The organism is Pseudomonas sp. FBCC-B35, from assembly GCF_059133755.1.
Map to the genome: position 1 here is coordinate 2,355,672 of NZ_CP101439.1, position 25,000 is coordinate 2,380,671.

Here is a 25,000-nt window from a genome sequence, read left to right on the forward strand (position 1 = left end):
CATGAACATGAACGTGCAACCCACTGCCCCCCTGTGCCAGGCAACGGGGCAGGGCGAACCCTTGCTTTGCCTGGAGGGCATTACCCGCAGCTTCCAGGCCGGCGAGCGGGCCTTTCTCGCGCTCAAGGGCATCAACCTGCAGATTCACCGTGGTGAACTGGTCGCTATCATCGGCGCATCGGGCTCTGGCAAGTCCACGCTGATGAACATTCTGGGCTGCCTGGACAATGCCAGCACTGGCAGTTACAAGGTCGATGGCCAGCAAACCCGGGACCTTGACGTCGATGCCCTGGCCGCCCTGCGTCGCGATCACTTCGGGTTCATTTTCCAGCGCTACCACCTGCTGCCGCACCTGGACGCCCTGCACAACGTCGAGATCCCTGCCGTGTACGCCGGCATGGACCTGCAATGGCGCCATGAACGCGCCCAGACGCTGCTGAGCCGGCTTGGGCTTGGCGAGCACTTGCACCACCGGCCCAGCCAGCTGTCGGGAGGCCAGCAGCAACGGGTGAGCATATGCCGGGCATTGATCAATGGAGGGCAGGTGATCCTGGCGGACGAACCCACAGGCGCGCTGGACAGCGCCAGCGGCAAGGAGGTCATGAAGATTCTGCTGGAGCTGCACGCCTCGGGTCACACCGTGATCCTCGTCACCCATGACCCGCACGTGGCCGCGCACGCCGAGCGCATCATCGAAGTCAGCGACGGCCAGATCGTCAGCGATCGGCGCAAGGTTGCTGACACGGTGCCTGCACGGGCCGTGGCGCCGACGCCGGCACGCAAGCGGGGACATCGCCTGTTGGCAAGCCTGGGCATGTTCCGCGAGGCGTTCAAGATGGCCTGGCTGGCCTTGGTGTCACACCGCATGCGCACCTTGCTGACCATGCTCGGGATCATCATCGGTATCACTTCGGTGGTGTCGATTTCAGCCATCGGCGAAGGGGCCAAGGGGTACGTACTCAAGGACATCCAGGCCATCGGCAGCAACACCATCGATGTGTATTCGGGGAGCAACTTCGGCGACAGCCGGGCCAGGAACATTGAAACGTTGGTGCCGGCGGATGTGGCGGCGCTCAACGCCTTGTACTACGTCGACAGCGCAACCCCTGTGATCGGCCAGGGCACGCTGGTGCGCTATCGCAACCTGGACGTGGATGTGCAGCTCAATGGCGTCAGCGAGCACTACTTTCAGGTGCGCAACATCCCACTGGCAGCGGGCATCGTGTTCAGCGCCGATGATGCGCGGCGCCAGGCCCAGGTCGTGGTCATCGACCATAACACCCGCGAGCGCCTGTTCGGCCCGACCACCGACCCCCTTGGGCAGGTGATCCTGGTCGGTAATCTGCCCTGTACCGTGATCGGTGTGACGGCGCGCAACAAGAACCTGTTCGTGGCCAGCAACCAGCTGAACATCTGGGTGCCGTACGAGACGGCTGCCGGACGGGTGCTGGGACAGCGTCACCTGGACAGCATCAGCGTGCGGATCAAGGACGGGGTGCCCAGCAAGCGGGTCGAGGAGGAGGTCAGCCGTGTACTGCTGCAGCGTCACGGCAGCAAGGACTTCTTCACCAACAACCTGGACAGCATCATGCAGACCGTACAGAAGACCAGTCGATCCCTGACCTTGCTGCTGTCGCTGATCGCGGTGATCTCGCTGGTGGTGGGCGGCATAGGGGTGATGAACATCATGCTGGTGTCGGTGACCGAACGTACCCGTGAAATCGGCATACGCATGGCCGTGGGTGCCCGTCAGGCCGACATCCGCCAGCAGTTTCTGGTGGAAGCGGTCATGGTCTGCCTGTTGGGCGGGGTCGTGGGCGTGGGGTTGTCCTACGCGGTGGGCTACCTGTTCGAGCTGTTCGTCAAGCAATGGGAAATGGTGTTCTCCCCAGCCTCGATCGTGATGGCGTTCGCCTGCTCGACCTTGATCGGTGTGGTGTTCGGCTTGGTGCCGGCGCGCAATGCGGCTCGCCTGGACCCCATCGAAGCACTGGCACGGGACTGAACCACCTGCGATGCCGGTCGACCGATGCCTAGGCGTGCATCCAGCGCATCAGCGAATGCCGCCCGCCGATGCCCAGCTTGATCACGGCCCGGCGCAGGTAACTTTCGACGGTGTTCACGCGCAGGCCAAGCCGGTCGGCCTGCTCGGGGGCCGTTTGACCGGCCAGCAACCCTAGGCAGACCTGGCGCTCGCGTTCGGAAAGCTTGAGGCCTGTTTGGGCCAGGCGTTCGACGAACCGCTGCTCCAGGCTGTCGTGGCTGTTGCGCTGCACGGTGGGTTGCAGGGCACGCAGGTGTTTCTCCAGCATCGGCAGCACCAGGGGCGTGATGGCTTCGAGCCTATTGCGCTCCAGGGGGGAGAAGCCATAGGTGGTGTCGGCGCGCAGTACGCGAATCTCGACCCGCGCGTCACTGGCGCGGATACGGTGCAGGCGCGAAGGGTCATCCGAGGCGGTGGCCGTGGGTTGATCGTACGAGAACACGGTTTCGTCGAGTACGGTGGTTTCGCTAGGTGAGCGTGGCAGCTGGCGGATCTGCGTGGCGTCGATGCACAGGTGAGCCTGAATCAGGTCATGCAGCAGGCGGGGAAACTGGCGGCTGCCGGTGCTGGCAATGATCTTGCCGATCTGCGGATAGATGGAATTGATGCTCATCGAATCGTCCTTGAGGCCAGGGCACAAGCCCGGCTGTAGTGCAAGCCCTCATCCTGGGCCTGCATCGGTGCGTGAGGGGTATGCTAGTACAACGAGCAAGCCTTGGCTAAATCCAGCCTGGATGATGCCATATTGATATCTCCTACGGACGCCATGCCGATCAGCGGGTTTGCTATCATGCCGCCTCCCTGACTAGCACAAGGCCCATTTTCATGCCCCTGAGCGCTGAACAGATTGCCGAGTTCCGTGGATTTGCCGAGCAGTTGGCCGATGCTGCGAGCGCTGCCATCACGCCTTACTTTCGTGCAAGCCTGGAGGTCGAGGACAAAGGCGGCCGGTTGTACGACCCGGTGACCGTGGCCGACAAGGCGGCCGAGGACGCGATGCGCGAGCGGATCCAGGCGCGCTACCCAGACCATGGCATCCTTGGTGAAGAGGCGGGCGTGGCCGTGGGCAGCAGCCCGTTGACTTGGGTGCTCGACCCGATCGACGGCACCCGCGCCTTCATCACCGGCCTGCCGTTGTGGGGCACGTTGATCGCGCTCAACGACGGTGCCCGGCCTGTGGTGGGGGTGATGAACCAACCTTTTACCGGCGAACGGTTCATCGGCACGCCCGAAGGTGCCTGGTCGGGCACGCGAGCGCTAAAGACCCGCGCCTGCAAAGCGCTGGCAGCGGCCACATTGATGTGCACCACCCCTGACATGTTCGATACGCCTGCGCGCAAGGCTGCGTTCGAGCACGTGGCCAGCCAGGCACGGCTGATGCGCTACGGTGGGGATTGCTACGCCTATTGCATGCTGGCCTCGGGCTTTGTGGATGTCATCGTCGAAGCCAGCTTGCAGCCCTATGACGTGCAGGCACTCATGCCCATCATCGAGGGCGCGGGCGGTGTGATCACGGCCTGGGACGGCAGCAGCGCTCAGCAAGGCGGCTGCGTGGTGGCCTGCGGTGATCCGGACCTGCATGCCCAGGTCGTTGAGCTGCTGCGCGGCGCGATGTAGTTCAGGTAGCTACACCTGCTGGCGCATGCCGCACTTTTTTGGCTTTCGGGGCTCTATGCTAGGCCCAGGCTGCCGCGATCCCCGCGGCGGCCGCCGAAAACGAACCGGTGCCGATGGTAGTGTGCAGTTGCTCCACGATAGTTCGCCTGCTGTTGGCAGGCATCTTGGTCAGCCTGTGCGCCTGCACTCAGCAGCAGGGGCGCGACATCGTCAACCAGCTGGGCGAAGGCAAGCCCAGCGAGCTGTTCCAGACCAGTGTGGATCGCCTGGCGACCTTGTCGATGCGCGACAACCTGCAAAGCCTCTACCTGCTGATGAACAAGCTGTACCTGCGCAATCCCAACCAGTTGCAACGCTCGGGCTACCTGGACGCGGCCACGGCCGAGCGCCAGATCCGCCTGGCCATCGAACAGCGCCAACCCCTGGCGCAACTGGGCAATCGCCGCGACCTGGCTGCCTTGAGCTATGCCTTGAGCCCGGAATTTCGCGGTGATCGAGTGGGTGCGTTCATCTACGCCATCGGCAGTATGCTGATCACCGCCCACGGCGGACGCACCGCGTTCTACATGACCGACACCCTCGACCCGTTGTTCATCAACAACGCCGCGCGCAACATCGAGAAAGCCACCTGGATGCTGAGCCAGCGGCAGGACGCCAACGGTGTGCTGTTGCTGTTCTCCAACGAGATTTCGGAGGAGGGCAGCAACCTGAGTTTTGCCGTGGAATTTGGCAAGGTGGTGGCCCGCCTGGACTTGCTGGCCGAGCTGCTCGACGAGCGCTACCGCCGTATCGGCCTCAATTATGCGCAAAGCCTGCTGTTGATGAATTTCCTGCCGGTACAGTGACCTGCCGCGCCTGGAACAGGGCCTGTATCGCCTTGCGATAACGCTGCCCGGCCAGGCTCATGCTGTTGTTGTGTGTCGCACCTGGCACCAGCAACAGCGTCTTGGGTTCACGCGCGGCCTCGAACAGCTGCTGGCTGAAACGCGAGGGCACGTAGCGGTCGTCCAGGCCATGGACCAGCAGCACCGGCAGGTCGATATCGCCAATTTTGCCCAGTGAATCGAACTTCTGCGACAGCAGCCAGCGCACCGGCAGCGATGTATTGGCGACCACGCCTGCCACATCGCCCAACGAGGTGAACGTGGACTCCAGGATCAGCCCTCGCGCCGGGGCAGGGGTGCGCGTGTCTCGGGCTTCACGGGCGAGCGTGCGCGCCAGGTCGACCGCTACGGCGCCCCCCAGGGAGTGCCCGTAGATCAGACGTTTGCTCGCATCAGGTTGCAGTTGGGCGAAACGCTCCCAAGCCACGCGAGCGTCCTCGTACACGGTGGCTTCGGAAGGCAAGTCCCCTCGGCTGCGGCCAAAGCCGCGGTAGTCCACCGCCAGCACCGCATAGCCCATGGCGTGCAGCTGTTCGATGCGAAACAGCTGGCCGGTAAGGTTCCAGCGCACACCGTGCAGGTAAAGGATGGCCGGGGCATCGGCGCGTCTTGCCGGCCACCACCAGGCATGCAGGCTCTGGTTATCGGCGAAAGTGCGCGGGCGCAGGTCCAGCTCCTGGACACCGCCGGGCAGGCCATGAAACCAACTGGCCTGGCCTGGCTCGATGCGAAATACCAGCTCGCGTTCCTTGTGCTGCAAGACCGAGCAGCCGGCCGGCAGGGCGAGCACCAAGGCGGCGGCGCACAGCCAGGTGAACCAGCGACGGCGTAGGGCGCAGAGCAACCGGGTAGACATACGGATGTTGGGGATCTCGGAAAGGGTCAAGGCGCGGGAAAGTACAAGCAACGTGGCGTAGTTCTATCAAATGCTGCAGCTCAGATGTAAGAAATATTACCAGCCGGCGGACCAGCTTTTTTGCAAGCTGTTTCCAGCGCGGGCCTGCGCACCGTCCGCCGATTGCGCAAGCGCCCCGCAAGCAGGTAGCGTGGCCCAACACCCTCCTGACGAAGGCTTTGATTTGGACTCGATAACCCAAGCTGTTCTTGGCGCTGCGTTGCAAGGCACACTGTTGGGGCGCATTCAGGGCCGTAGGGCCCTGGTCTACGGCGCTGCGTTGGCCACACTGCCGGACTTGGACGTGATCATCCGTTATGCCGACCCGGTCTCGCAGATGACCTACCACCGCGGCTTTTCCCATTCAGTGTTCGTGCTGACCGCGCTGGCAGCGCTTCTGGCGTGGCTGGTGAACAGGACCTGGCCGGACAAAGGCTACACGCTGCCCCGGTTGTTCCTGACATTCTGGCTGGTGTTGGTGACCCACCCCGTGCTCGACGCGTTCACCGTGTACGGCACCCAGTTGCTGTGGCCCTTGCACGTGACCCCGCAAAGCTGGGCGGCCGTGTTCATCATCGATCCGGTGTATACCGTGCCGCTGCTGGTGGCGGTGGCGTACGCCGCCGTGCGCGGCACCCACGCCCGGGCGGTACGGTTCATGGCCGTTGCGCTGGGCTTGAGCACCGCTTACCTGGGCTTAGGCCTGGCCAGCCGTACCCTGGCCGAACACCGTTTCCAGGCCGCGCTCGATGCCAAGGGCGTGACCGTGAACGAGGTACGGGCAGTGCCCATGGCGTTCAACAGTCTGGTCTGGCGGGTATTGGCCAAGGCGCCGGACGGCGTCTATTACGAAGGGGTCAGTAGCCTGTTGGACCGCGAGTCGCCGGAGATGCTGCGCCTGAACCGCAACCTGCCTCTGGCCCAGGTGCTGGCAAACGATCCGCTGCACCAGCGGCTGCGCTGGTTCACCGACGACTGGCTGCGCTACGACCAGGTCGGCGACCGGCTGGTGGTGACCGACCTGCGCATGGGTACGCCGGGCAACTACACGTTCCGCTTCGACATGGCCCGGCAGGGCGAGCAGGGCCGCTGGCAGGTGCAGCAACCGGCCGTGCACACAGCCAGCGGCCCGCGCGACCTGTTCGACGGGCAGGCGCTGGGGTTGATCTGGCGCCGCATCGTCTTCCAGCAGCCCCCGCTACCCTTGGCCGCCTGGACCGCGCGCATTGCAGCGCCTGGGCAAGGGCAGGGGGAGTAGCGCCCAGTGCGCTCAGCCGGTCTGGACCTGGTCAAATGGCTCGCAATGCTGGCGATGCTCGCCGACCACCTACGCTTCGTCTGGCCGCAGGCCCACGGCCTGTTCGTGGTTGGCCGACTGGCGTTTCCGCTCTTTTGCCTGGCCATGGCCATGAACGTGGTGCGGCGCGAGCCTGACACGCCGCTCGATCGCCACCATGGGCGGTATCTGGGGCTGATGCTGCTGTTCACCGTGCTGTCCGAGCCTGCCTACCGCTGGCTGGACAGCGGTTCGACCACGTTCAGCGTAATGCCGACGCTGTTGTTGGGCCTGCTGGTGGCCTGGAGCGTGCAGCATACCCAGGCAGCCGCGCGGCTGCTGGGGTTGGTCGCGCTGGGCGCGGCTTGGGCTGGCAGCCCGTGCCTGATGTACGGCCTGCCAGGGGTATTGCTGCCCGCCGCCTGCGTACTTGCCTACCGCTGTGGGGGCGCAATGTGGCTTGTGCCGTGCGTGCTGGCGGTGGCCGGCAACTTGACCAACAGCTGGTTGATGACGCACCTGGGCGCCCACTTCACCTGGGTCACCCTGGCGGTTGCCGCCGTGGCCATTGCGGTCGGCAACGGCCTGTTGCACTGCCGATGGCATCGCGTGCCAGCTGTGGGTCGCTGGGCCTATGGTTTTTACCCGCTACACCTTTTGCTGATCAAAGCCTTGAGCACGCTTGGGCTGTGACACACCTGTGCCACGGTTGACCCAGGGTTGACCCAGGGTTGACGCAACTGTGTCGAGCATTTGCCCGTATCCAGCCCCTCCCCACTGACGGCTCGAAGGCTCTATTGCGGTATCTGCGGCCGTCAGCCGGCCGTTTGGCACAGCCGTTGCTCTTGTTTGGACTGACGCTCGTCGCAGCGTCGCCATAACAAGAACGGAGAACAGTGCATGAATCGATCAGGCCCCCAACGCCTTGCACGCGGCTGCTTGGCCCTGGCTCTCAGCTGGACACCCCTGGCCTTCGCCGCCGGTGTCGATGGGCAACGCATCATTGATGCGGACAAAGAGCCCGGCAACTGGATGAGCCATGGCCGCACGTACGACGAGCAACGCTTCAGCCCCCTCAAGACCATCGACCAGAGCAACGTGGGCCAGCTGGGGCTGGCGTGGAGCTACAAGCTCGACCTGGACCGCGGCGTGGAGGCGACCCCCATCGTGGTCGATGGGGTGATGTACACCACGGGGCCGTTCTCGGTGGTGTACGCGCTGGATGCGCGCAACGGCCAGCTGCTGTGGAAGTACGATCCGCAGTCCGACCGCAACCGTGCCGGCGAAGCCTGCTGCGATGCGGTCAACAGGGGCGTGGCGGTGTGGCAGGGCAAGGTCTATGTGGGTGTGCTGGACGGTCGCCTGGAGGCCATCGATGCCAAGACCGGCAAGCGGGTCTGGTCGGTCGATACCCGCGCCGATACTAAGCGCAGCTACACCATCACCGGTGCGCCGCGGGTGGTCAACGGCAAGGTGGTGATTGGCAATGGCGGCGCCGAATTCGGCGTACGTGGCTACGTCACCGCCTACGATGCCGAGACCGGGCGCCAGGCATGGCGGTTCTACACCGTACCGGGCGATCCGAAGCTGCCGCCTGAGGATAAAGCCATGCAGATCGCCAGCAAGACCTGGCACGGGGATGCCTATGTCGAGTGGGGCGGCGGCGGCACCGCCTGGGATTCCTTTGCCTACGATCCGCAGCTGAACCTGCTGTACATCGGCGTGGGCAACGGCGCGATGTGGGACCCCAAATGGCGCAGCCAGGCCAAGGGCGACAACTTGTTCCTGTCCTCGATCGTGGCGGTGAACGCCGATACCGGCGAGTACGCCTGGCACTACCAGACCACGCCCGGCGACGCCTGGGACTTCACGGCCACCCAGCACATGATCCTGGCCGAGCTGCCCATCGACGGCAAGCCGCGCAAGGTGCTGATGCAAGCGCCCAAGAATGGCTTCTTCTACGTGCTGGACCGGGAAACCGGCGAGTTGCTGTCGGCCAAGAACATCGTGCCGGTGAACTGGGCCAAAGGCATCGACATGAAGACCGGCCGGCCCATCGTCGACGACGAGGCAGCGGCCTACTGGAAGGACGGCAAGCGCAAGCTGGTGACCCCGGCGTTCTGGGGGGCACACGACTGGCACCCGATGTCGTACAACCCGCAGACGGGGCTGGTGTACATCCCGGCCCACATCATGTCGGCCTACTATGAACACGTGCCAGAAGCGCCCAAGCGCAACCCGTTCAAGAGCGTCTACCAGTTGGGGCTGCGTACCGGCATGATGCCCGAAGGCGCCGAAGGGCTGCTGGACATGGCCAAGACCTGGTCAGGCAAACTGATTGCATGGGACCCGGTCAAGCAGGCGCCTGCCTGGGAAGTGCCGTACATCACGATCTTCAATGGTGGCACCTTGAGCACGGCCGGCAACCTGGTGTTCGAAGGCAGCGCCGACGGCCGGGTCATTGCTTATGCCGCCGAAACCGGCAAGAAGCTGTGGGAAGCGCCTGCGGCCAGCGGCGTGATGGCCGCACCGATCACCTATGCCGTCGACGGCGAGCAATACGTCACGTTCATGGCTGGCTGGGGCGGCGCATTTTCCACGTTCGCTGGCGCACTCTCTTTGCGTGCAGGCGTGCAGCCCTATGCACAGGTGCTGACCTACAAGCTGGGCGGCACGGCCAAGCTGCGCGAGCCGGCCCCGCCTGCCGATGCGCCCAAGCCGCCACCTTTGACGGCCAATGCCGAGACGGTCGCTGCAGGCGCTGCGCTGTACGACGGCAACTGCTCCCAGTGCCATGGCATCCATGCCGTCAGCGGCGGGGTCCTGCCCGACCTGCGCAAGCTGGGCGCCGACAAGCACCAGATGTTCCTCGGGATTCTCTACGGCGGCAGGGTGCCCGATGGCATGCCCTCGTTTGCCGACAACCTCAACCCCGAGCAAGTCGAGCAGGTCCATCAATACCTGATCAAGCGTGCTCACGATCTGCAGGAGGAAGGCGAGGTCTGGAAGCGGTTCAGCGCCCGTCCGGCAACCCCTTCATCGCTGGCTGACAATGCCCCACAGGAGTGAAATGCCCATGAACGATTCGGTCTACCAGAACTTCATCGACAACCGGTTCGAACCCGGTGAAGCCCTGCTCGAGGTTCATAACCCGGCCAATGGCCAGTTGCTCGGTCGCGTGCCGGAGTCTTCGCAGGCCCAGGTCGACCAGGCCGTGAGCGCGGCACGCCGGGCTCAGCGCGCCTGGGCAGCCCGGCCTGCGCAGGAACGCGCAGGCTACCTGCGCGCCATCGCGAACCGGATACGGGCCAATGCCGATCAGCTGGCCCGGACCATCACTCTGGAAGGCGGCAAGGTGCCGGCCCTGGCCCAGGTGGAAGTCGGCTTCACGGCCGATTACCTGGACTACATGGCTGAATGGGCGCGACGCCTGGAAGGCGAGGTGTTGACCAGCGACCGTCAGGCCGAGCACGTGTTTCTCATGCGCAAGCCCGTGGGCGTGGTGGCAGGCATCCTACCGTGGAACTTCCCCTTTTTCCTGATCGCCCGCAAGATGGCGCCGGCGCTCATTACCGGCAACACCATCGTGGTCAAGCCGAGTGAGGAGACCCCGATCAACTGCTACGCGTTCGCCCGCCTGGTGGCCGAGACCGGCCTGCCACCCGGGGTGTTCAACGTGGTCGGCGGCACAGGCGCCGCCGTGGGCCACGGCCTGTCCAGTCACCCGGGCGTGGACATGGTCAGTTTCACCGGCAGCGTGGCGACCGGTGCGCGGATCATGGCAGCGGCGGCGCCGAACATCACCAAGCTGAACCTGGAGCTGGGCGGCAAGGCGCCTGCCATCGTGTTGGCCGATGCCGACCTGGACCTGGCAGTCAACGCGATCGTCGCCTCGCGGGTGATCAACACCGGACAGGTGTGCAACTGCGCAGAGCGAGTTTATGTGGCGCGCCAGGTGGCCGATCGGTTCATCGATCAGGTGGCCCAGGCGATGGCCGCCACACGCTATGGCGACCCATCGACGCAGCAGGACCTGCACATGGGGCCGTTGATCAACCGGGCCGGCCTGGACAAGGTGGCGCAGATGGTGCGCACTGCCCAGACCCAAGGCGCGCAGGTGGTCACGGGCGGGCAGGTGGCTGACCTTGGCAGCGGTTTTCACTATCAGCCCACCGTGCTGGCAGGCTGCACGGCCGACATGGAAATCATGCGCAAGGAAATCTTCGGGCCGGTGTTGCCAATTCAGGTGGTGGAGGACCTGGACGAAGCCATTGCCTTGGCCAACGACAGCGAGTACGGGCTGACCTCGTCACTCTACACCCGCGATCTGAACGCCGCGCTCAAGGCGTGCCGGGAAATCGACTTCGGCGAGACCTACATCAACCGCGAAAACTTCGAGGCCATGCAAGGCTTCCACGCCGGGGCCCGCAAGTCGGGCATTGGTGGGGCGGACGGTAAGCACGGGCTCTACGAGTACACGCGCACGCAGGTGGTCTACATCCAGGGTTGAAGCCCAGCCGTGGCCAGTGCCCCGGCGTGGCGGGGCACTGGGCTCAGTTGCCCTGGCGATTCGGTTGCACGATGCCATGGCGCTTGATCTTGCGGTACAGCGTGGACCGCGAGATGCCAGCGGCCTGGGCGGCGGCACTCATGTTCCACTGGTTGCGCCGCAACAGCGCCAGCAGGTGGTCGGCCTCGGCCTCTTCCACCTGCTGCCCAAGGCGCGGCGCTGCGCAGATCGTCCTGCCTGGTTCGACCTGCGCTTGCTGCAACTCGGCGGGCAGGTCGGCCAGCTCGATGCACCCGTCTTCGGCCAGGGCAGCGCCCTGGCGCAGGGCATTGAGCAGTTGGCGAATATTGCCCGGCCAAGGATAGGCCAGCAGCGCGGCGCGTGCTTGGGCCGAGAGGTGCAGCCCCGGCGCCAAGCGTGCTAGAACACCCTCGATCACCTGCGCCCGATCACTGCGTTCGCGCAGCGCCGGCAGGGTGATACGCATGCCGCAGAGTCGGTAGTAGAGGTCCTCTCGGAACTGGTGGGTGGCGATCCTGGCAACCAGGTCCTGATGCGTCGCCGATATCACCTGAATATCCAGCCTTACCGGCGTGGTCGCCCCCAGCGCAACCAGCTCCCGTTCCGCCAGTACCCGTAGCAGGCGGGTTTGCAGATCGGCAGGCATGTCGCCTATTTCATCGAGAAACAGCGTGCCGCCATTGGCCTGTTCCAGCTTGCCTTTCATGCCCTTGCGGTCTGCCCCGGTGAAGCTGCCGGCCCGGTAGCCGAATAGCTCGCTTTCGATCAGCGCTTCTGGAATGGCGGCGCAATTGAGCGCCACGAAAGGCCGGGCGCTTCGGGCGCTTGCCTGGTGCAGGGCGCGAGCGAACGCTTCCTTGCCCGTGCCGGTTTCACCGCTGAGCAGCAGCGCGATGTCCTTGTCCAGCACCTTGCGCAGGCGCGTCACGGCGTGCTGCAGCTGGGGGTCGCCGCCTGCCAGTTGGTCGAGTGTCGGATGCGCGTTGGCAGACGCCGCCGGTGCGGCCGGGGCACAAGCGCGATAAGCGCGCGGCACTCGCAGGCCCACCTCAAGGCCCTTGACTTGGCTGGCATCGTACAATTGCGCGCCCCGAGCACCGCCCTGGGTCAGGGCCAGCAGCTGGTCGATATCGGCGCTTAACACATGCTCGATGCGCAGCCCGAGCAGGGCATGGGGGTTGTTGCTGAATGCGGCCCGGTTGGCACCGACGATACGGCCACCCTCGTCGAGTGCCAGCAGTTGCTCGGCTACCAGGTCCGCATCGCCGTCGCAGGGCTTGACCGCGAGGGTCAGGCAGTCGCGGTAACGCTGGCGAAAGTGTGCGTTTTCGATCAGGCGGGCGTACAGCGTCACCAACTGCAGGGTCAGGTGCTGGGCCTGCTTGGGACCATCGTCATACAAGCAGGTCGCGTTCAGGCAACCGAGCAGGTGGTTGTGGCTGTCGAAGATCGGTGAGACCGAGCAACTGAGCCGGGCATTGCTGGCCAGGAAATGTTCCTGACGGTGAATGGTCAGTGCCTGTTGCGAGGCCAGCGCGGTGCCTATCCCGTTCGTGCCGGCGATGGACTCGTCCCAGCGCGCCCCCACCACCAGCCCGGAACCTGTGAAGCGCCCGGTGTCGGCAGGTAGGCGAGCATCAAGCGTGACCCCTGCCGCATCGCTGAGCAAGACGGCGAAACCTGCATCCGCTACCCGCCGGGCCAAACCACTCACGCCTTGGCTGGCGAGGGTCAGGTAGGCTTGGTGTTGGGCTTGCAGCTGGCGGATTTCGGCGGCGCTGAGGATGTTGTCCGTTGGGTGCACGCTCGGGTCCAGGCGGTGCTGGGTGACGCTGCGGTACCAGGATTCGGCGATCACCGTTTCCGGGACCAAGCCGCGGTGGCCGAAGTGACTGTCGACGAAGGCCGCCAGTTCCGAGGCAGGATTATGAGCGGGCATGGGCGCTCCACAGTTATTGTTATCGAAGGTGAAGATAACCATAGCTGATGGCGCGCTACCAGCCCGGGCGCAGGGCAAGCCTTGTCAGTGGATCAGTTCGAGTGCCTCGGCGGTGGTGAGCGGGCGCTTCATGCGTTGCGACAACTGCATCATGGCTGAGGCGTAACCCTTGGCGACCACGGCCTGCACCTGATCCTCCAGGCATTGCAGTGCAATGAAATCACCGCTCTCCGGCGTGCCAACGAAGGTGATGGCGTCCCACTGTCGGGCGTGGCCCAGCACTTCGAACCGCTGCCCATGGTGATAGGTCCAGAAAAACGGCACGTCGGCGTAGCGGCGTTGCTCGCCCAGCATGTTTGCTGCCGCGATGACGCCGTGCTGCTGCGCCAGCCGCCAGTGCTCAATGCGCACCGGTTGGCCGGCGAGGGGGAAGGTGGCCATGTCACCCACAGCCCACAAGCCTTCGGTCACCTGCATTTCACCGTTGACCGGCACGGAAAGGTCATCGGCCAGCGCTACGCCATTGAGAAAAGCCGTGGCCGGAGCTACCCCCGTTCCCAGCAGCACCACCTGGCAGTGCACTCGCTCGCCGCTGCCGAGCATGACCGCTTCGACCTGACCATCGCCTTCGATCGCCGTCACCTGGGTCGGGCCATGGAACGTGACGCCCTTGCGCGCGTGCAAGGCACGGATCGCCCGCCCGATACGCTCGCCCAGTTGCTTGGCCAGCGGAACTTCATGCCGTCCAATCACGTGGACCTTGGCACCGTATTCGCTTAACGCCGAGGCTGCTTCCAGGCCGATGAAACTGTCGCCCACGATCACAACCGGTTTGCCCGGTTCCACGGCATCGAGCAGTTGCGCAGCGTCCGCGCGCGAACGCAAGGTGAAGACCCCAGGCAGGTCGCGCCCCGGGATATCCGGGCGCTGCGCCTTGGCGCCCGTAGCGAGCAAACAGGCGTCATAGTCGATGCGTTGGCCGTCGGCCAGCAGGAGCTGGCGTTTCTGGGCATTGAGTGAACGGACCTTGGCGTGCCGACGCTCCAGTTGACCGATGCGCAGATCATCAGGCTCCAGCAGCATCGGCACCTCATCCGGGGCCATTTGGCCTGCGAGCACGAATTTGCTCAGGGCCGTGCGGTCGTAGGCCGGCTGGCGCTCCTGGTCGATCCACACCAGGCGGCCATTGAAGCCATGGCGGAGCAAGGTGACCACAGCGGCGCTGCCTGCCGCACCGGCTCCCAGCACCACGAAACACCGCGCATCGCTGTGCCGGGGCGGGCGCGCCCTGGGCAAAGGGCGGTCGTCCACCCACACCTGGTCATCCTTGACCCAGGCCTTGTAGCGGCGCAGGTCGGTCAGGGCAGGGGGCTCGCACACGGCGCCCTCGTCCACGGCGAACGCGGCCTTGTGCCAGGGGCAGATCAGCAAGCCGCCGCAGACGCGGCCCTCGTCCAGCGGCGCTCCTGCATGAGGACAGTTACCCTGAAAAGCACGAACCTGATCACCCTGACGCACGATGATCAGCTCTTCGTTACCGGCTTCCACGCGCAAAGGGGTGTGTTCATCGAGGTCGGCCAGCCGGGCCACGGCGTATTCGGTCATGGTGAATTCTCCAAAGGGGGCCTCTGGAACGGTTCGACGCCGATTTACCCGAACGGGCTGCGTCGAGCTGACGACTGGAGTGCTGTACAGGGAACAAGATGATCAGCCTTCCTTGCACGGGTCTGGATGACCCAATGCAAGGAAGCGCTGTTGACGCGACCGTCAGTCGGCTATGGCAGGCGCCGGCAGACGAGTACGGGTGGCGCGCAGGGCCACCAGGCTACCCAGCACGATCAACGCCGCCAGGGCGTAGAGGGCAGCGTCGGTCGAGCCGGTCTGGTCCTTGATGAACCCGACCAGGTAAGGGCTGAGAAAGCCCGCCATCTGGCCCACCGAGTTGATCAGGGCCAGGCCTGCCACGGCCGCACCTGCGCTAAGCAACGCCGTGGGCATCGGCCAGAACATGGGTAGGCCAGTGAGGGCGCCCATGGTGGCGATGGACAGGCCAAGGATGGCGATCGCCGGGGTGGCCGCGAAATTCACGGCCATCAGCAGGCCCACGGCGCCCATCAGCATTGGCACTACCAAGTGCCAGCGGCGCTCGTTGCGAAGGTCCGCCGAGCGCCCGCACAGGATCATGAAGACTCCGGCCAGCAAGTAGGGAATGGCGCTCAGCCAGCCAATGAGCAAGGGGTTGTCGAAGCCCATGTTCTTGATGATCGAGGGCAGCCAGAAGTTGATGGCGTACACACCGCTCTGGATGCAGAAGTAGATGAAGCCGAAGGTCCAGATCAGTGGGTTGGCCAGCACGGCCAGGACGCTGTCGCCGGTGGTAGGCGGCTTGCTGTCGGCATCGGCCTGCAGGTCGGCGGCAATCAGCCGGCGCTGCTCATCGCTCAGCCAGGTCGCCTTCTGATAGCCATCGCTGAGCAGGAACACCGCCAGCACGCCGAGCGCAACGGTTGGCAGCCCTTGAATCAGGAACATCCATTGCCAGCCGGCAAGGCCATGTTGCCCGGCGGCGAAGTGTTCGAGGATCCAGCCGGAAAACGGGCTGCCCAACAGACCCGAGACCGGGATCGCGGACATGAACAACGCCATGATGCGGCCACGTCGCGCACCGGGGAACCAGCGCGAAAGGTACAGCACCACACCCGGGAAGAAGCCTGCCTCGGCGGCGCCTGTGAGCAGGCGCAGGGCATAGAACTCGGTGGGGGTCGTCACGAACAGCAAGCAGGTGGACAAGCTGCCCCAGGCAATCATCATCAAGGCGATCCAGCGCCGTGGGCCGAAGCGGTTGAGCGCCAGGTTGCTGGGAAGGCCGCACAGGACATAGCCGATGAAGAAGATGCCGGCGCCGAGGCCGTAGACGGTTTCGCTGAATTTGAGCGCGTCGAGCATCTGCAGCTTGGCGAAGCCGACATTGACGCGGTCGAGGTAGTTGAACAGGTAGCAGATGAAAATGAACGGAATCAGCCGCAGGGTGATGCGCCGGTACAGCGCATTGCGGGTGGTGTCCGTGCCTTGGTCAGGGGCGGGGCTGTGTGCCATGATCGGGTTCTCTGTTGTTATGGTTGTCACCGCGTCGCCTGTTCCGGCGCTCGCTTGAACGAGTCTCGGGGACGGCGGCGTGGCTGTCTTTGTGCTTTTGCACAAGCCATGGGCCTTGCTGCTGTGCCCGAGCCCAACCGCACGCCCTCAAGGACCGTTGAATGTTCGAACTCGACCACGACCTGGCACAGGATATCGTAGACCGTGCCATGGCGATTCTGCCCTGCAACGTCAACGTCATGGACAGCCACGGCCTGATCCTGGGCAGCGGCGAACCAGAGCGCGTCAACACGCGGCACGAAGGCGCCCAGTTGGTGCTTGCCAATGGCCGCATCGTGGAGCTTGACCAGGAAGCGGCACGCTGCCTCAAGGGCGTGCAGCCGGGGGTGAACCTGCCCCTGATGCTCGACGACCGGCTGATGGGCGTGCTGGGCTTGACGGGTGATCCGCAGCAGGTTCGGGTGTATGCCGAGCTGGTGCGCATGACCGCCGAAATGCTGCTGGCCCAGCGTCACCTGCAGGCTGACCAGCAGTGGCGCAAACAGCGCTGCGACGATTTGCTGGCCCTGCTGCTGGGCGGAACCGGCGACGCCTCGCGGCTGCTGGACGAAGCGCGCCAGTTGGGGCTCAAGCCGCAACTACCGCGCATTCCCTGTCTGTTCGAGCTGGCCAGTGGGCCCGACGCCGAGGCGCTGGCAAGCTGGCTGATGAGCCGTTACCCGGACAGTTGGTGCGTCAGCCCAGCGCGCCACTCGCTGCTGTGGTGTCGCCCGGCAGGCGTGGCGCTGGAGGCTGCACGGCTGGTCGAGCGCATAGAGCGGCACGGTTGGGCAGTTGAGCGCTTGGCCATGGGTACTGCCGCGCAGGGCCTTGAGCAGCTGCGCCGCGGCTACCGGCGTGTGCGCGACCTGCTGGCCTATGGGCGTGAGGTGGTGCCCCAGGAACGGCTGCTGAGCTTGCAGCGCTACCGCCTGCCAGCCTTGCTCTGGCGCCATCGCAACGATGAGGCGCTTGACGAACTGCTCGAGCCGTTGCTGCGCATCCAGGCCCGCGACAGCAGCGGGCAATTGCTGGCCACGCTGCGCGCCTGGTGCGCCCACGATGGTCAGAGCCAGGCCTGTGCCGAGGCGCTGGGTATTCACCGCAACAGCCTGCGTTACAGGCTTGAACGTATCGCCGAGCTGGGCGAGGTGGACCCGATGCGCCTGGAAGGCCTGCTTAGTTTGTACCTGGGGCTGCAATTGCTGCCTACCCGATAGCGCGCACTGGCTGGGCAGGGCCGCCGGGCGCTGGCATCTGCCCAAACAATCTGTCGGGCGGTTTGTGCATTTGACCGACGCCGCCTTGCTGGTCAGCTGTCAGCATGCCGCTACCCGGACAGGAGAATCATCATGAAGATCGTCATCGCGCCTGACTCGTTCAAGGACAGCCTCGAGGCGGCCGACGTGGCGCGCGCCATCGCCGCTGGCCTGGCCAAAGCGTTGCCCGACGCCCAGTTGATCGAGTGCCCCATGGCCGACGGTGGCGAAGGCACGATGCAGGCCATTCTCGCCGCCAGCGACGGCGAGCTGCGCCGGCTTACCGTGCGCGGCCCGTTGGGCACGGCTGTTGAGGCAGGCTGGGGCTGGCTGCCCCAGAGCCGCACCGCAATCATCGAAATGGCCCAGGCCAGTGGCCTGCAACAGGTGCCCACCGGGCAGCGCGACGCTTGCCGCAGTTGCACCTGGGGCACCGGCGAGCTGGTTGCCGCGGCGCTCGACGCTGGCGCGCAGCGCGTGGTGCTGGCGATCGGCGGCAGTGCCACCAACGATGCTGGCAGTGGCATGCTGCGCGCCTTGGGCCTGCGTTTGCTGGATGCAGACGATCAACCACTGGCCGAGGGTGGCCTGGCCCTGGGTGACCTGGCGCGGCTCGATGCCAGCCAGCTGGACCCGCGTCTGGCGCACGTGCAGTTCGAAGTGGCGGCCGATGTCGACAACCCGTTGTGCGGCCCACAAGGCGCATCGGCCATATTCGGGCCGCAGAAGGGTGCCAGCGCGCAGCAGGTTCAGGCCTTGGACCAGGCGCTCGGTCACTTCGCCGACCACTGCGCCCGCTTGCTGGGCCAGGATGTGCGCGATTACCCAGGTTGCGGCGCCGCCGGAGGCATGGGCTTTGCGGCCAAGGCCTTCATGGGTGCCCAGTTCCGAGCCGGTGTGGAAGTGGTGGCCGAACTGGCGGGCCTGCAAGCTCATGTCAGGGACGCAGACCTGGTGGTGACCGGGGAAGGCCGCTTCGATGCCCAGACCCTGCGCGGCAAGACGCCGATGGGGGTGGCCCGGGTCGCCAAGCGTCATGGCGTGCCGGTGATCGTGCTGGCGGGCATGCTCGGCGAGGGCTACCAGCAGCTGTATGCTCATGGCGTAGATGCCGCCTTTGCGCTAGTGGATGGGCCCATGACCTTGGACCAGGCGTGCCGCGACACCGCCCGCTTGCTTCAAGCCCGCGCCTGCGACATCGGTCGGCTGTGGGCCTGCCTCAAGCGCGTCTGAGCCAATAAAGGGCGCAGCTCAGGGTGCCAGCACCGGCAGGGGTGTGCTGGGCAACAGGGCCAGGTCACCGAAGCGTTGCGTCGAATCGATGTAACGCAGCGCGGACTTGGCATCCTTCCAGCCCACGTAGCTCATGAGCGACTTGAGCTCCCAGCCATTGGCGCTGGCCCAGGTGGCAAAGCCGCGACGCAGTGAATGACCGGTATACAGCGCTGCTGGCACTTGGGCGCGGGTCAACATGCGCCGCAGCAGGCCCACCAGGCTGTTGCTGTTGAGCGGTTGGTCACCGAGGTTGCCCCAGCGGTCGAGCTTGCGGAACACGGGGCCGTGGGCGATGCCGGCTACCTGCACCCATTGCAGGTAGGCCGTTACCGGGCACAGTGCCTTGAGGGCAGGGGTGCGATGCTGTACGCCCAGTGCCTCGCGGTCGCCTTTACTGCGCGGCACGAACAGCGTGATACCCACGCCCGCTTCGGCCTGGATGTGTTCGACCCGCAAGCGTGCCAGTTCATCGCCGCGAAAGCCACGCCAGAACCCTATCAGCAGCAATGCCGTGTCGCGCCGGGCGCGGCGCAGGCCGGCCACATCGTGGCTTGCCTGTGCTTGGCGGGCCTCTTGCTCGAAGCAGGTCACGGCCGTTTGCAAATGTTGCAGCAACAAGGGTGCTGCCTGCCTGGGCGGGGTGGGATGAAGCGTGCGGATGCCCCGCAGTACCTGGCGCACCACCGGCGCTTTGGTGGGGTCGGGGAAACCTTGGCTGATGTGCCACTGGCTGAGGGCCGCCAGGCGCTGGCGCAGGGTGCTGACCGCATGCTGCTGGGCGTGGTCGGCCAGGTATCGGGCGATGCTTTCGGCGGTGGCCGGTAGAAAACCGCCCCATTGGGTTTCGAAATGATCCACTGCCGCCTGGTAGCTGCGGCGGGTGTTGTCACGCGTGGCGGCGCGCAGGTAGCGCTCGATATCGGTCATGGTGCGGGCGTCGGCGGGTGGGTGCAGTGGTACCACCTTAACCCCTGAGGCCTGTTGGCACCAAGGGTTAGCCAGGGGCTTGCATTCAGTGCCTGGCTTCAGTGCAACGCGGCGAGGGGCTGCGCCTCACCTCTGAAGGGCGCGTAGTCACGCAGTTGCGCGGCGGACAGGGGCCGACTGAAATGATAGCCTTGGGCAACATCGCACCCCGCCAGGCGCAAGCACACGACCTGCTCGCGGGTCTCCACGCCCTCGGCCACCACCACCAGCCCCAGGCGCTTGGCCAGGATGATGGTGGAGGCCACGATGGGGCTGTCGTCCGGACTGTTGGAGAGCGAGGCGATCAGGGATCGATCAATCTTCAGCTTGCTCAGGGGCAGTGCATGCAGATGGGCAAAGCCTGCATAGCCCCGGCCGAAGTCGTCCAGGCTGATCCCGATGCCTGCCTGGCGCAGGCGATGCAAATGCTCGATTGCCGGGCCCTCTGGGTCGAGGATGGTGGTTTCGGTGATCTCCAGTTCCAGGTGCTCGGGCGCAATGCCGTGGTCGCTCAGGTGACTGAGCAGACGCGCGGCGAAGTCAGGCTGAAGCAGCTGCAGGGCAGATACGTTGACGGCCAGACGGACCAGTCGACCTTCCATCTGCCAGGCCGACAAGGCCTCGCAGGCAAGGCGCAGCACTTCCCAGCCCAGCTCGACGATAAAGCCGCTGCGTTCGGCCAGGGCGATGAAACGGTCGGGGTAGAGCAGGCCGAACTCCGGATGCTGCCAACGCACAAGCGCTTCATAGCCTGCGACCTGGTGGTCATCGAGATCGATCTGCGCTTGGTAATGCAGGACGAATTGCCTGCCTGCCAGTGCCGTGCCAAAAGCTTGCTCCAGGGTAAATGCCTGGATGTCGGCCACGTTCAGGGAGGGGTCGAAGTAGCGGTACTGCGCGCGGCCTGCCTGTTTGGCCGAATACATGGCCGCGTCGGCGCTGCGCACCAGGCTGTCGATGTCCTGGCCATCGCGCGGGCAGATACTGACCCCGATACTGGGACTGGTATTGACCTCCTGGCCATCCAGGGCATAGGTGGCCGACAGCCTGCGCACGAGTTCGCGTACCCAGGCATCGATCTGCTCCTCGCTGCGCTCGCCTGCGAGCAGCACGACAAACTCATCGCCACCAAAGCGCGAGGCTTCATCGCCGGGTTCGAGCAAGCGCCGGATGCGGCCGGCCACGGCCTGCAACAGCAGGTCACCGACCTTGTGGCCTAGCGAATCGTTGATGGACTTGAAGCGGTCCATGTCGATGAAAAGGATGGCCATCAGTTGCCGCCTGCCACGCTGATGGATCAGCGCAGCACCTGCCACTTCGACGAATTGACGGCGGTTGTGCAGGCCGCTGAGATGATCGGTGGCGGCGGCATGGCTGCTGCGCCGGTGTGCATCTTCCAGGCGCCCGATCAGTTGCTGGTTGATGTGCTGGGCTTGCTCCAGCGCCGTGAAGGCGTCCTGACGCTTGCGCAGCAGGCGCAGGGTCCAGGCCAGGCTGGCCAGGATCATCAGTGTCATGCCAAGGATCAGCCAGAACTGCCGGGCATAGGCCGCGTCGACGGCCCCGGTGATCTCGTTCTCGCGCTGGCCAATGATGAGGGTAAAGCCATGCTCGGGCCGGCGCTTGAATACGCTCTGGTAAGCGTCACCTTCCAGGTACTGGGTCAGCACGCCCGCAGGGGGGCCGTCAGTTGGCAGTGGCGGCTGCAAGGCAGCAGTGATCGGCACCAAGCCGCGATTGCCGATGCGCAGGCTTTCCGTGCCGTCGGCCTGCCACACACTCACGCGGGTCGAGTCGCCCAACTCCACCTCTTGCAGCAATTGCGTCAAGGGCTGGGCGGCGAGGTGCACTGCAACCAACGTGCTGCATGCTTTGGACTGCTCAGGTGAGGGCATGAGGAACGGGGAGGCGGTCGCACACGCTGCGCCGTCGGTAGCTGCTTGGGCACGGTCGAGCAATTGGCTGACGCTCTCGGCAAGCAGGTTGGCCAGCCGCTGATGTTCGCTGCCACGGTTGATCAGGGCGTCCTGCCGAGCAGTGGATTTTTGCGCAACATGCACCCCCCACAGAAAGGCCAACGAGGCAGCGCACAGCAGCAGGATCAGCAGCCTGAGCAGGCTCGCCGACGAGAGTGAACGTCGTGTCAATTGCAGTGTTTCCCGGCCTTGGGTGAGGCCCGGACACTACGACAGCAACATGACAGGGCCATGACTAATGGCAAATAGCCTGTAGCGATGCCTGCACGAAAGATGACAGCCGCGGGTCAAGTCGGGTATACCTTGCCGCTACCAAGGGGAGCCCGATAACGGGCTGAGAAACCGCTGAGCCTGGTGCAGCGCGGTGACCCTTCGAACCTGATCCGGATAATGCCGGCGAAGGGATGGGGTGCAATTCCACCTGCCTTTCTGCCGGTCTCAAGGCGAGACCCCATTCATGACGATTGTCCAGGTCTCGCTGCCACCTCCACCAAGGACAGCGCCATGACCGAAGGTTTCACCCAGACCCTGCGCCGCCAGAGCGAGGCGACATGGGCCGCCGCCACGGGCCATCGTTTCGTGACTCAACTGTGTGACGGCAGCCTGCCTGACCCGATCATGATCGACTACTTGGTCCAGGATCATCGCTTTCTGGACAGCTTCCTGATGCTGCTGGGCGCCGCCATTGCCAGTGCCGACACCTTCGAGGCGCGCCTGCGCCTGGGGCGATTTGCGGGCATGATCAGCAGCGAGGAGAACACCTACTTCCTGCGGGCGTTCCAGGCGCTGGGTGTCAGCCCGGCGCAGCGTGAAGCGCCGATGGACACGGTGCCCACGGCGGCCTTCAAGGCCATCATGCGCGAAGCGGCCGCCACCCGCTCGTATGCCGCAGCGCTGGCAGTGCTGAACGTCGCCGAAGGCCTTTACCTGGACTGGGCGCTGCGCGCGCCCAAGCCCCTGCCGCCGCGCTTCATCCACGCCGAATGGATTACCCTGCACGACAATGCGGATTTCCAGGCTTTCGTGGCGTTCCTGCACGCCGAACTGGATCGCGTCGGCCCTCAGCAGGCCGCCGTGGCGCAAGACTTTCACCAGCGCACCGTGGCGTTGGAGCTGGCCTTCTTCGACGCCATCTACCCGGAGGCTCAATGAACATGGACATTTTCGATCGGCTCAAGCAGGCCGCTGCACCGCAGTGGCACAGTTACGTGGACCATGTATTCGTGCAGCAGATGGGCGATGGTACGTTGAGTGAAGCCGCATTTCGGGCCTATCTGGTGCAGGACTATCTCTTCCTCATTCAGTTTGCCCGCGCCTGGGCGCTGGCGGCTTACAAAAGCAGGCGGCCTGCCGATATCCGTGCCGCTCAGGCGGGGCTCGCAGCGATTCTCGACGAAACCGACCTGCACGTGCGTTTGTGCGCACGCTGGGGCCTGAGCCAGGCTGACATCGAGGCCGCCCCCGAGCATCCGGCCACCGTGGCCTACACGCGGTATGTACTGGACTGCGGCGCTGCTGGCGACTTGCTGGAGCTGCACGTGGCGCTGGCGCCCTGTGTAATCGGCTACGCCGAGATCGGGCAGTCCCTGGCCGCACGTATCGGCAACCTGGCCGAGCACCCCTATCGCGAGTGGATCGGCGAATACGCCGGTGCCGGCTACCAGGCCGTCGCAGCAGCTGCACGCACCCATCTGGATTCATTGGCGGCCCGCAGCATGACGGATCAGCGGTTTGCCGAACTGGCCGCGATCTTTGCCCAAGCTTCGCGGCTCGAGGCCGATTTCTGGCAGATGGGTCTGGACATGGCGTGACGGGGCAGCCCCATGCCTGGATCGCCACTGGCTCCGTGCGCCATTGGCTGGCAAGCTGTGGTGCACAAGGGCTGGGCGCGGATGAACGCCGCGACTGGCCCGTAGCGCTCGAATACGATCCAGGACGAGGAAGGACAGCATGAACATCATCAATGCACGGCTGCGTGGCAAGCCTGGCCTGTTTCGCATCGAGCTGGCGGGCCAGCGTATTGGCGCGATCACCGCGCAGGACGCGGGCGTGCTGCCCGTGGCCGGCGCTGACCTGGATGCCGGCCAGAACCTGGTGGTACCACCCTTCGTCGAGCCCCACATCCACCTCGACGCGACCCTGACGGCCGGGCAGCCTGAGTGGAACATGAGTGGCACGTTGTTCGAGGGGATCGAGCGCTGGGCCCAGCGCAAGCAGAGCACCACCCATGAAGACATCAAGACCCGGGCCAAGACCACCCTAAACATGCTGGTCGATCATGGAATCCAGCATGTGCGCACGCATGTGGACGTTACCGAGCCCGGCCTGGTGGCACTCAAGGCCATGGTCGAGGTGCGCGATGAAGTGCGTGATCACGTGGACCTTCAGATCGTTGCCTTTCCTCAGGAGGGTATTGAATCCTACCCTGATGGCCGCGCATTGATGACCGAGGCGGTGGCCATCGGCGCCGATGTGGTTGGCGGCATTCCCCATTTCGAGAACACCCGTGAGCAGGGTGTGTCGTCGATCCAGTTCCTGATGGATTTGGCAGAACGCACCGGCTGCCTGGTGGACGTGCACTGCGACGAGACCGACGACCCGCAGTCGCGATTCCTGGAGGTACTGGCCGAACATGCTCGGGTCCGGCAGATGGGGGCGAGGGTGACTGCCAGCCACACCGTGGCCATGGGTTCGTACGACAATGCCTACTGCTCGAAGCTGTTTCGGCTGCTGAGGCTGTCAGGCATCAACTTCGTGTCATGCCCCACGGAGAGTATTCATCTGCAGGGGCGCTTTGACACCTATCCGAAGCGTCGCGGGGTCACCCGCGTAGCCGAACTCGACCGCGCGGGCATGAACGTGTGCTTCGGCCAGGACTCGATCGTCGATCCGTGGTACCCCTTGGGTAACGGCAATATCCTGCGGGTACTGGAGGCGGGCCTGCACATTTGTCACATGTTGGGCTATCAGGACCTGCAGCGCTGCCTGGACCTGATCACCGACAACAGTGCGCGCGCCTTGAACCTGGGTGAGGGCTATGGCATCGAGACCGGTCGCCCTGCGAACCTGCTGCTGCTCTCGGCTCCGGACGACTACGAGATGGTGCGCAGCCAAGGCCACGCGCTGGTGTCGGTGCGCAATGGAAAGGTACTGATGCGGCGCCGGCCTGCGCAGGTACAGCGCGAATTTTGAACCCGGCGCTT

General features: G+C 64.9%; 19 protein-coding genes and 1 riboswitch. Of the genes, 12 read left to right on the top strand and 7 right to left on the bottom strand.

Going from position 1 to position 25,000, the window contains the following annotated elements; genetic code table 11:
- Nucleotide 1 precedes the first annotated feature (1 nt).
- Nucleotides 2-2,005, top strand: a complete 2,004-nt coding sequence (locus NMB38_RS10850) for a MacB family efflux pump subunit (protein WP_254286805.1) — start codon at nt 2-4, stop codon at nt 2,003-2,005.
- Nucleotides 2,006-2,033: 28 nt separating this feature from the next.
- Here NMB38_RS10850 and NMB38_RS10855 read toward each other — a convergent pair whose 3' ends face one another.
- A complete protein-coding gene (locus NMB38_RS10855) occupies nt 2,034-2,657 on the bottom strand; it encodes a helix-turn-helix transcriptional regulator (protein ID WP_490806101.1) in 624 nt (207 codons plus the stop codon).
- Between the two features lie 212 nt (nt 2,658-2,869).
- Between NMB38_RS10855 and hisN the strand changes: the two genes are divergently transcribed.
- On the top strand, nt 2,870-3,661 hold the full coding sequence (gene hisN / locus NMB38_RS10860; RefSeq protein WP_027915634.1) for a histidinol-phosphatase: 792 nt from the start codon (nt 2,870-2,872) through the stop codon (nt 3,659-3,661).
- A gap of 113 nt (nt 3,662-3,774) precedes the next feature.
- The gene (locus NMB38_RS10865; RefSeq protein WP_254286804.1) at nt 3,775-4,506 is read left to right on the top strand and encodes a hypothetical protein; all 732 of its coding nucleotides are present in this window, start codon (nt 3,775-3,777) and stop codon (nt 4,504-4,506) included.
- On the opposite strand, the gene NMB38_RS10870 is transcribed toward NMB38_RS10865, so the two are convergent.
- Nucleotides 4,457-5,401 carry an alpha/beta hydrolase gene (locus tag NMB38_RS10870; protein ID WP_027915632.1) on the bottom strand — a complete coding sequence of 315 codons (945 nt, stop codon included), beginning with the start codon at nt 5,399-5,401 and terminating at the stop codon, nt 4,457-4,459. The two genes, NMB38_RS10865 and NMB38_RS10870, sit on opposite strands and share 50 nt — an antisense overlap.
- Nucleotides 5,402-5,624: 223 nt before the next feature.
- Here NMB38_RS10870 and NMB38_RS10875 point away from each other — a divergent pair, with 223 nt between their 5' ends.
- The 4 genes from NMB38_RS10875 (at nt 5,625) to aldA (ending at nt 11,226) form a co-directional block, all read left to right on the top strand.
- Nucleotides 5,625-6,698, top strand: a complete 1,074-nt coding sequence (locus NMB38_RS10875) for a metal-dependent hydrolase (protein ID WP_028687503.1) — start codon at nt 5,625-5,627, stop codon at nt 6,696-6,698.
- Nucleotides 6,699-6,704: 6 nt separating this feature from the next.
- Nucleotides 6,705-7,409 (top strand): TraX family protein, encoded by a 705-nt coding sequence (locus NMB38_RS10880; protein ID WP_145279917.1) that lies wholly within the window; start codon nt 6,705-6,707, stop codon nt 7,407-7,409.
- 207 nt (nt 7,410-7,616) lie between these two features.
- A complete protein-coding gene (locus tag NMB38_RS10885) occupies nt 7,617-9,785 on the top strand; it encodes a PQQ-dependent dehydrogenase, methanol/ethanol family (protein ID WP_059184021.1) in 2,169 nt (722 codons plus the stop codon).
- Between the two features lie 7 nt (nt 9,786-9,792).
- On the top strand, nt 9,793-11,226 hold the full coding sequence (gene aldA, locus NMB38_RS10890; RefSeq protein WP_088523660.1) for an aldehyde dehydrogenase: 1,434 nt from the start codon (nt 9,793-9,795) through the stop codon (nt 11,224-11,226).
- Nucleotides 11,227-11,269: 43 nt separating this feature from the next.
- On the opposite strand, the gene NMB38_RS10895 is transcribed toward aldA, so the two are convergent.
- The 3 genes from NMB38_RS10895 to NMB38_RS10905 form a co-directional block, all read right to left on the bottom strand.
- Nucleotides 11,270-13,186, bottom strand: coding sequence for a sigma-54-dependent Fis family transcriptional regulator (locus NMB38_RS10895; protein WP_028687507.1), 1,917 nt, complete (start codon nt 13,184-13,186; stop codon nt 11,270-11,272).
- A gap of 84 nt (nt 13,187-13,270) precedes the next feature.
- Complete coding sequence (locus NMB38_RS10900) at nt 13,271-14,791, bottom strand: FAD-dependent oxidoreductase (RefSeq protein WP_088523653.1); 1,521 nt, start codon at nt 14,789-14,791, stop codon at nt 13,271-13,273.
- Between the two features lie 162 nt (nt 14,792-14,953).
- Nucleotides 14,954-16,282: an MFS transporter gene (locus NMB38_RS10905; RefSeq protein ID WP_027915625.1), complete on the bottom strand. Its 1,329-nt coding sequence runs from the start codon at nt 16,280-16,282 to the stop codon at nt 14,954-14,956.
- A gap of 161 nt (nt 16,283-16,443) precedes the next feature.
- On the opposite strand from NMB38_RS10905, the gene NMB38_RS10910 reads away from it, so the two are divergent.
- On the top strand, nt 16,444-17,541 hold the full coding sequence (locus tag NMB38_RS10910) for a sugar diacid recognition domain-containing protein (RefSeq protein ID WP_028687509.1): 1,098 nt from the start codon (nt 16,444-16,446) through the stop codon (nt 17,539-17,541).
- 132 nt (nt 17,542-17,673) lie between these two features.
- Nucleotides 17,674-18,813, top strand: a complete 1,140-nt coding sequence (locus tag NMB38_RS10915; RefSeq protein WP_028687510.1) for a glycerate kinase — start codon at nt 17,674-17,676, stop codon at nt 18,811-18,813.
- An 18-nt stretch (nt 18,814-18,831) separates the two neighbouring features.
- On the opposite strand, the gene NMB38_RS10920 is transcribed toward NMB38_RS10915, so the two are convergent.
- Both NMB38_RS10920 and NMB38_RS10925 read right to left on the bottom strand, forming a co-directional pair.
- Entirely contained in the window at nt 18,832-19,818 is a 987-nt protein-coding gene (locus NMB38_RS10920) for a site-specific integrase (RefSeq protein WP_132578993.1), read from the bottom strand.
- Nucleotides 19,819-19,880: 62 nt separating this feature from the next.
- Complete coding sequence (locus NMB38_RS10925; RefSeq protein ID WP_254286803.1) at nt 19,881-21,968, bottom strand: putative bifunctional diguanylate cyclase/phosphodiesterase; 2,088 nt, start codon at nt 21,966-21,968, stop codon at nt 19,881-19,883.
- A gap of 134 nt (nt 21,969-22,102) precedes the next feature.
- A riboswitch (TPP riboswitch) is annotated at nt 22,103-22,219 on the top strand.
- An 82-nt stretch (nt 22,220-22,301) separates the two neighbouring features.
- Here NMB38_RS10925 and NMB38_RS10930 point away from each other — a divergent pair.
- From NMB38_RS10930 to codA, 3 genes are all read left to right on the top strand, one after another.
- Nucleotides 22,302-22,949: a TenA family protein gene (locus tag NMB38_RS10930; RefSeq protein WP_027915620.1), complete on the top strand. Its 648-nt coding sequence runs from the start codon at nt 22,302-22,304 to the stop codon at nt 22,947-22,949.
- Entirely contained in the window at nt 22,946-23,608 is a 663-nt protein-coding gene (gene tenA, locus NMB38_RS10935; protein WP_254286802.1) for a thiaminase II, read from the top strand. The genes NMB38_RS10930 and tenA overlap by 4 nt, the downstream gene beginning before the upstream one ends.
- 139 nt (nt 23,609-23,747) lie before the next feature.
- Nucleotides 23,748-24,989: a cytosine deaminase gene (codA, locus tag NMB38_RS10940; protein ID WP_254286801.1), complete on the top strand. Its 1,242-nt coding sequence runs from the start codon at nt 23,748-23,750 to the stop codon at nt 24,987-24,989.
- Nucleotides 24,990-25,000 lie beyond the last annotated feature (11 nt).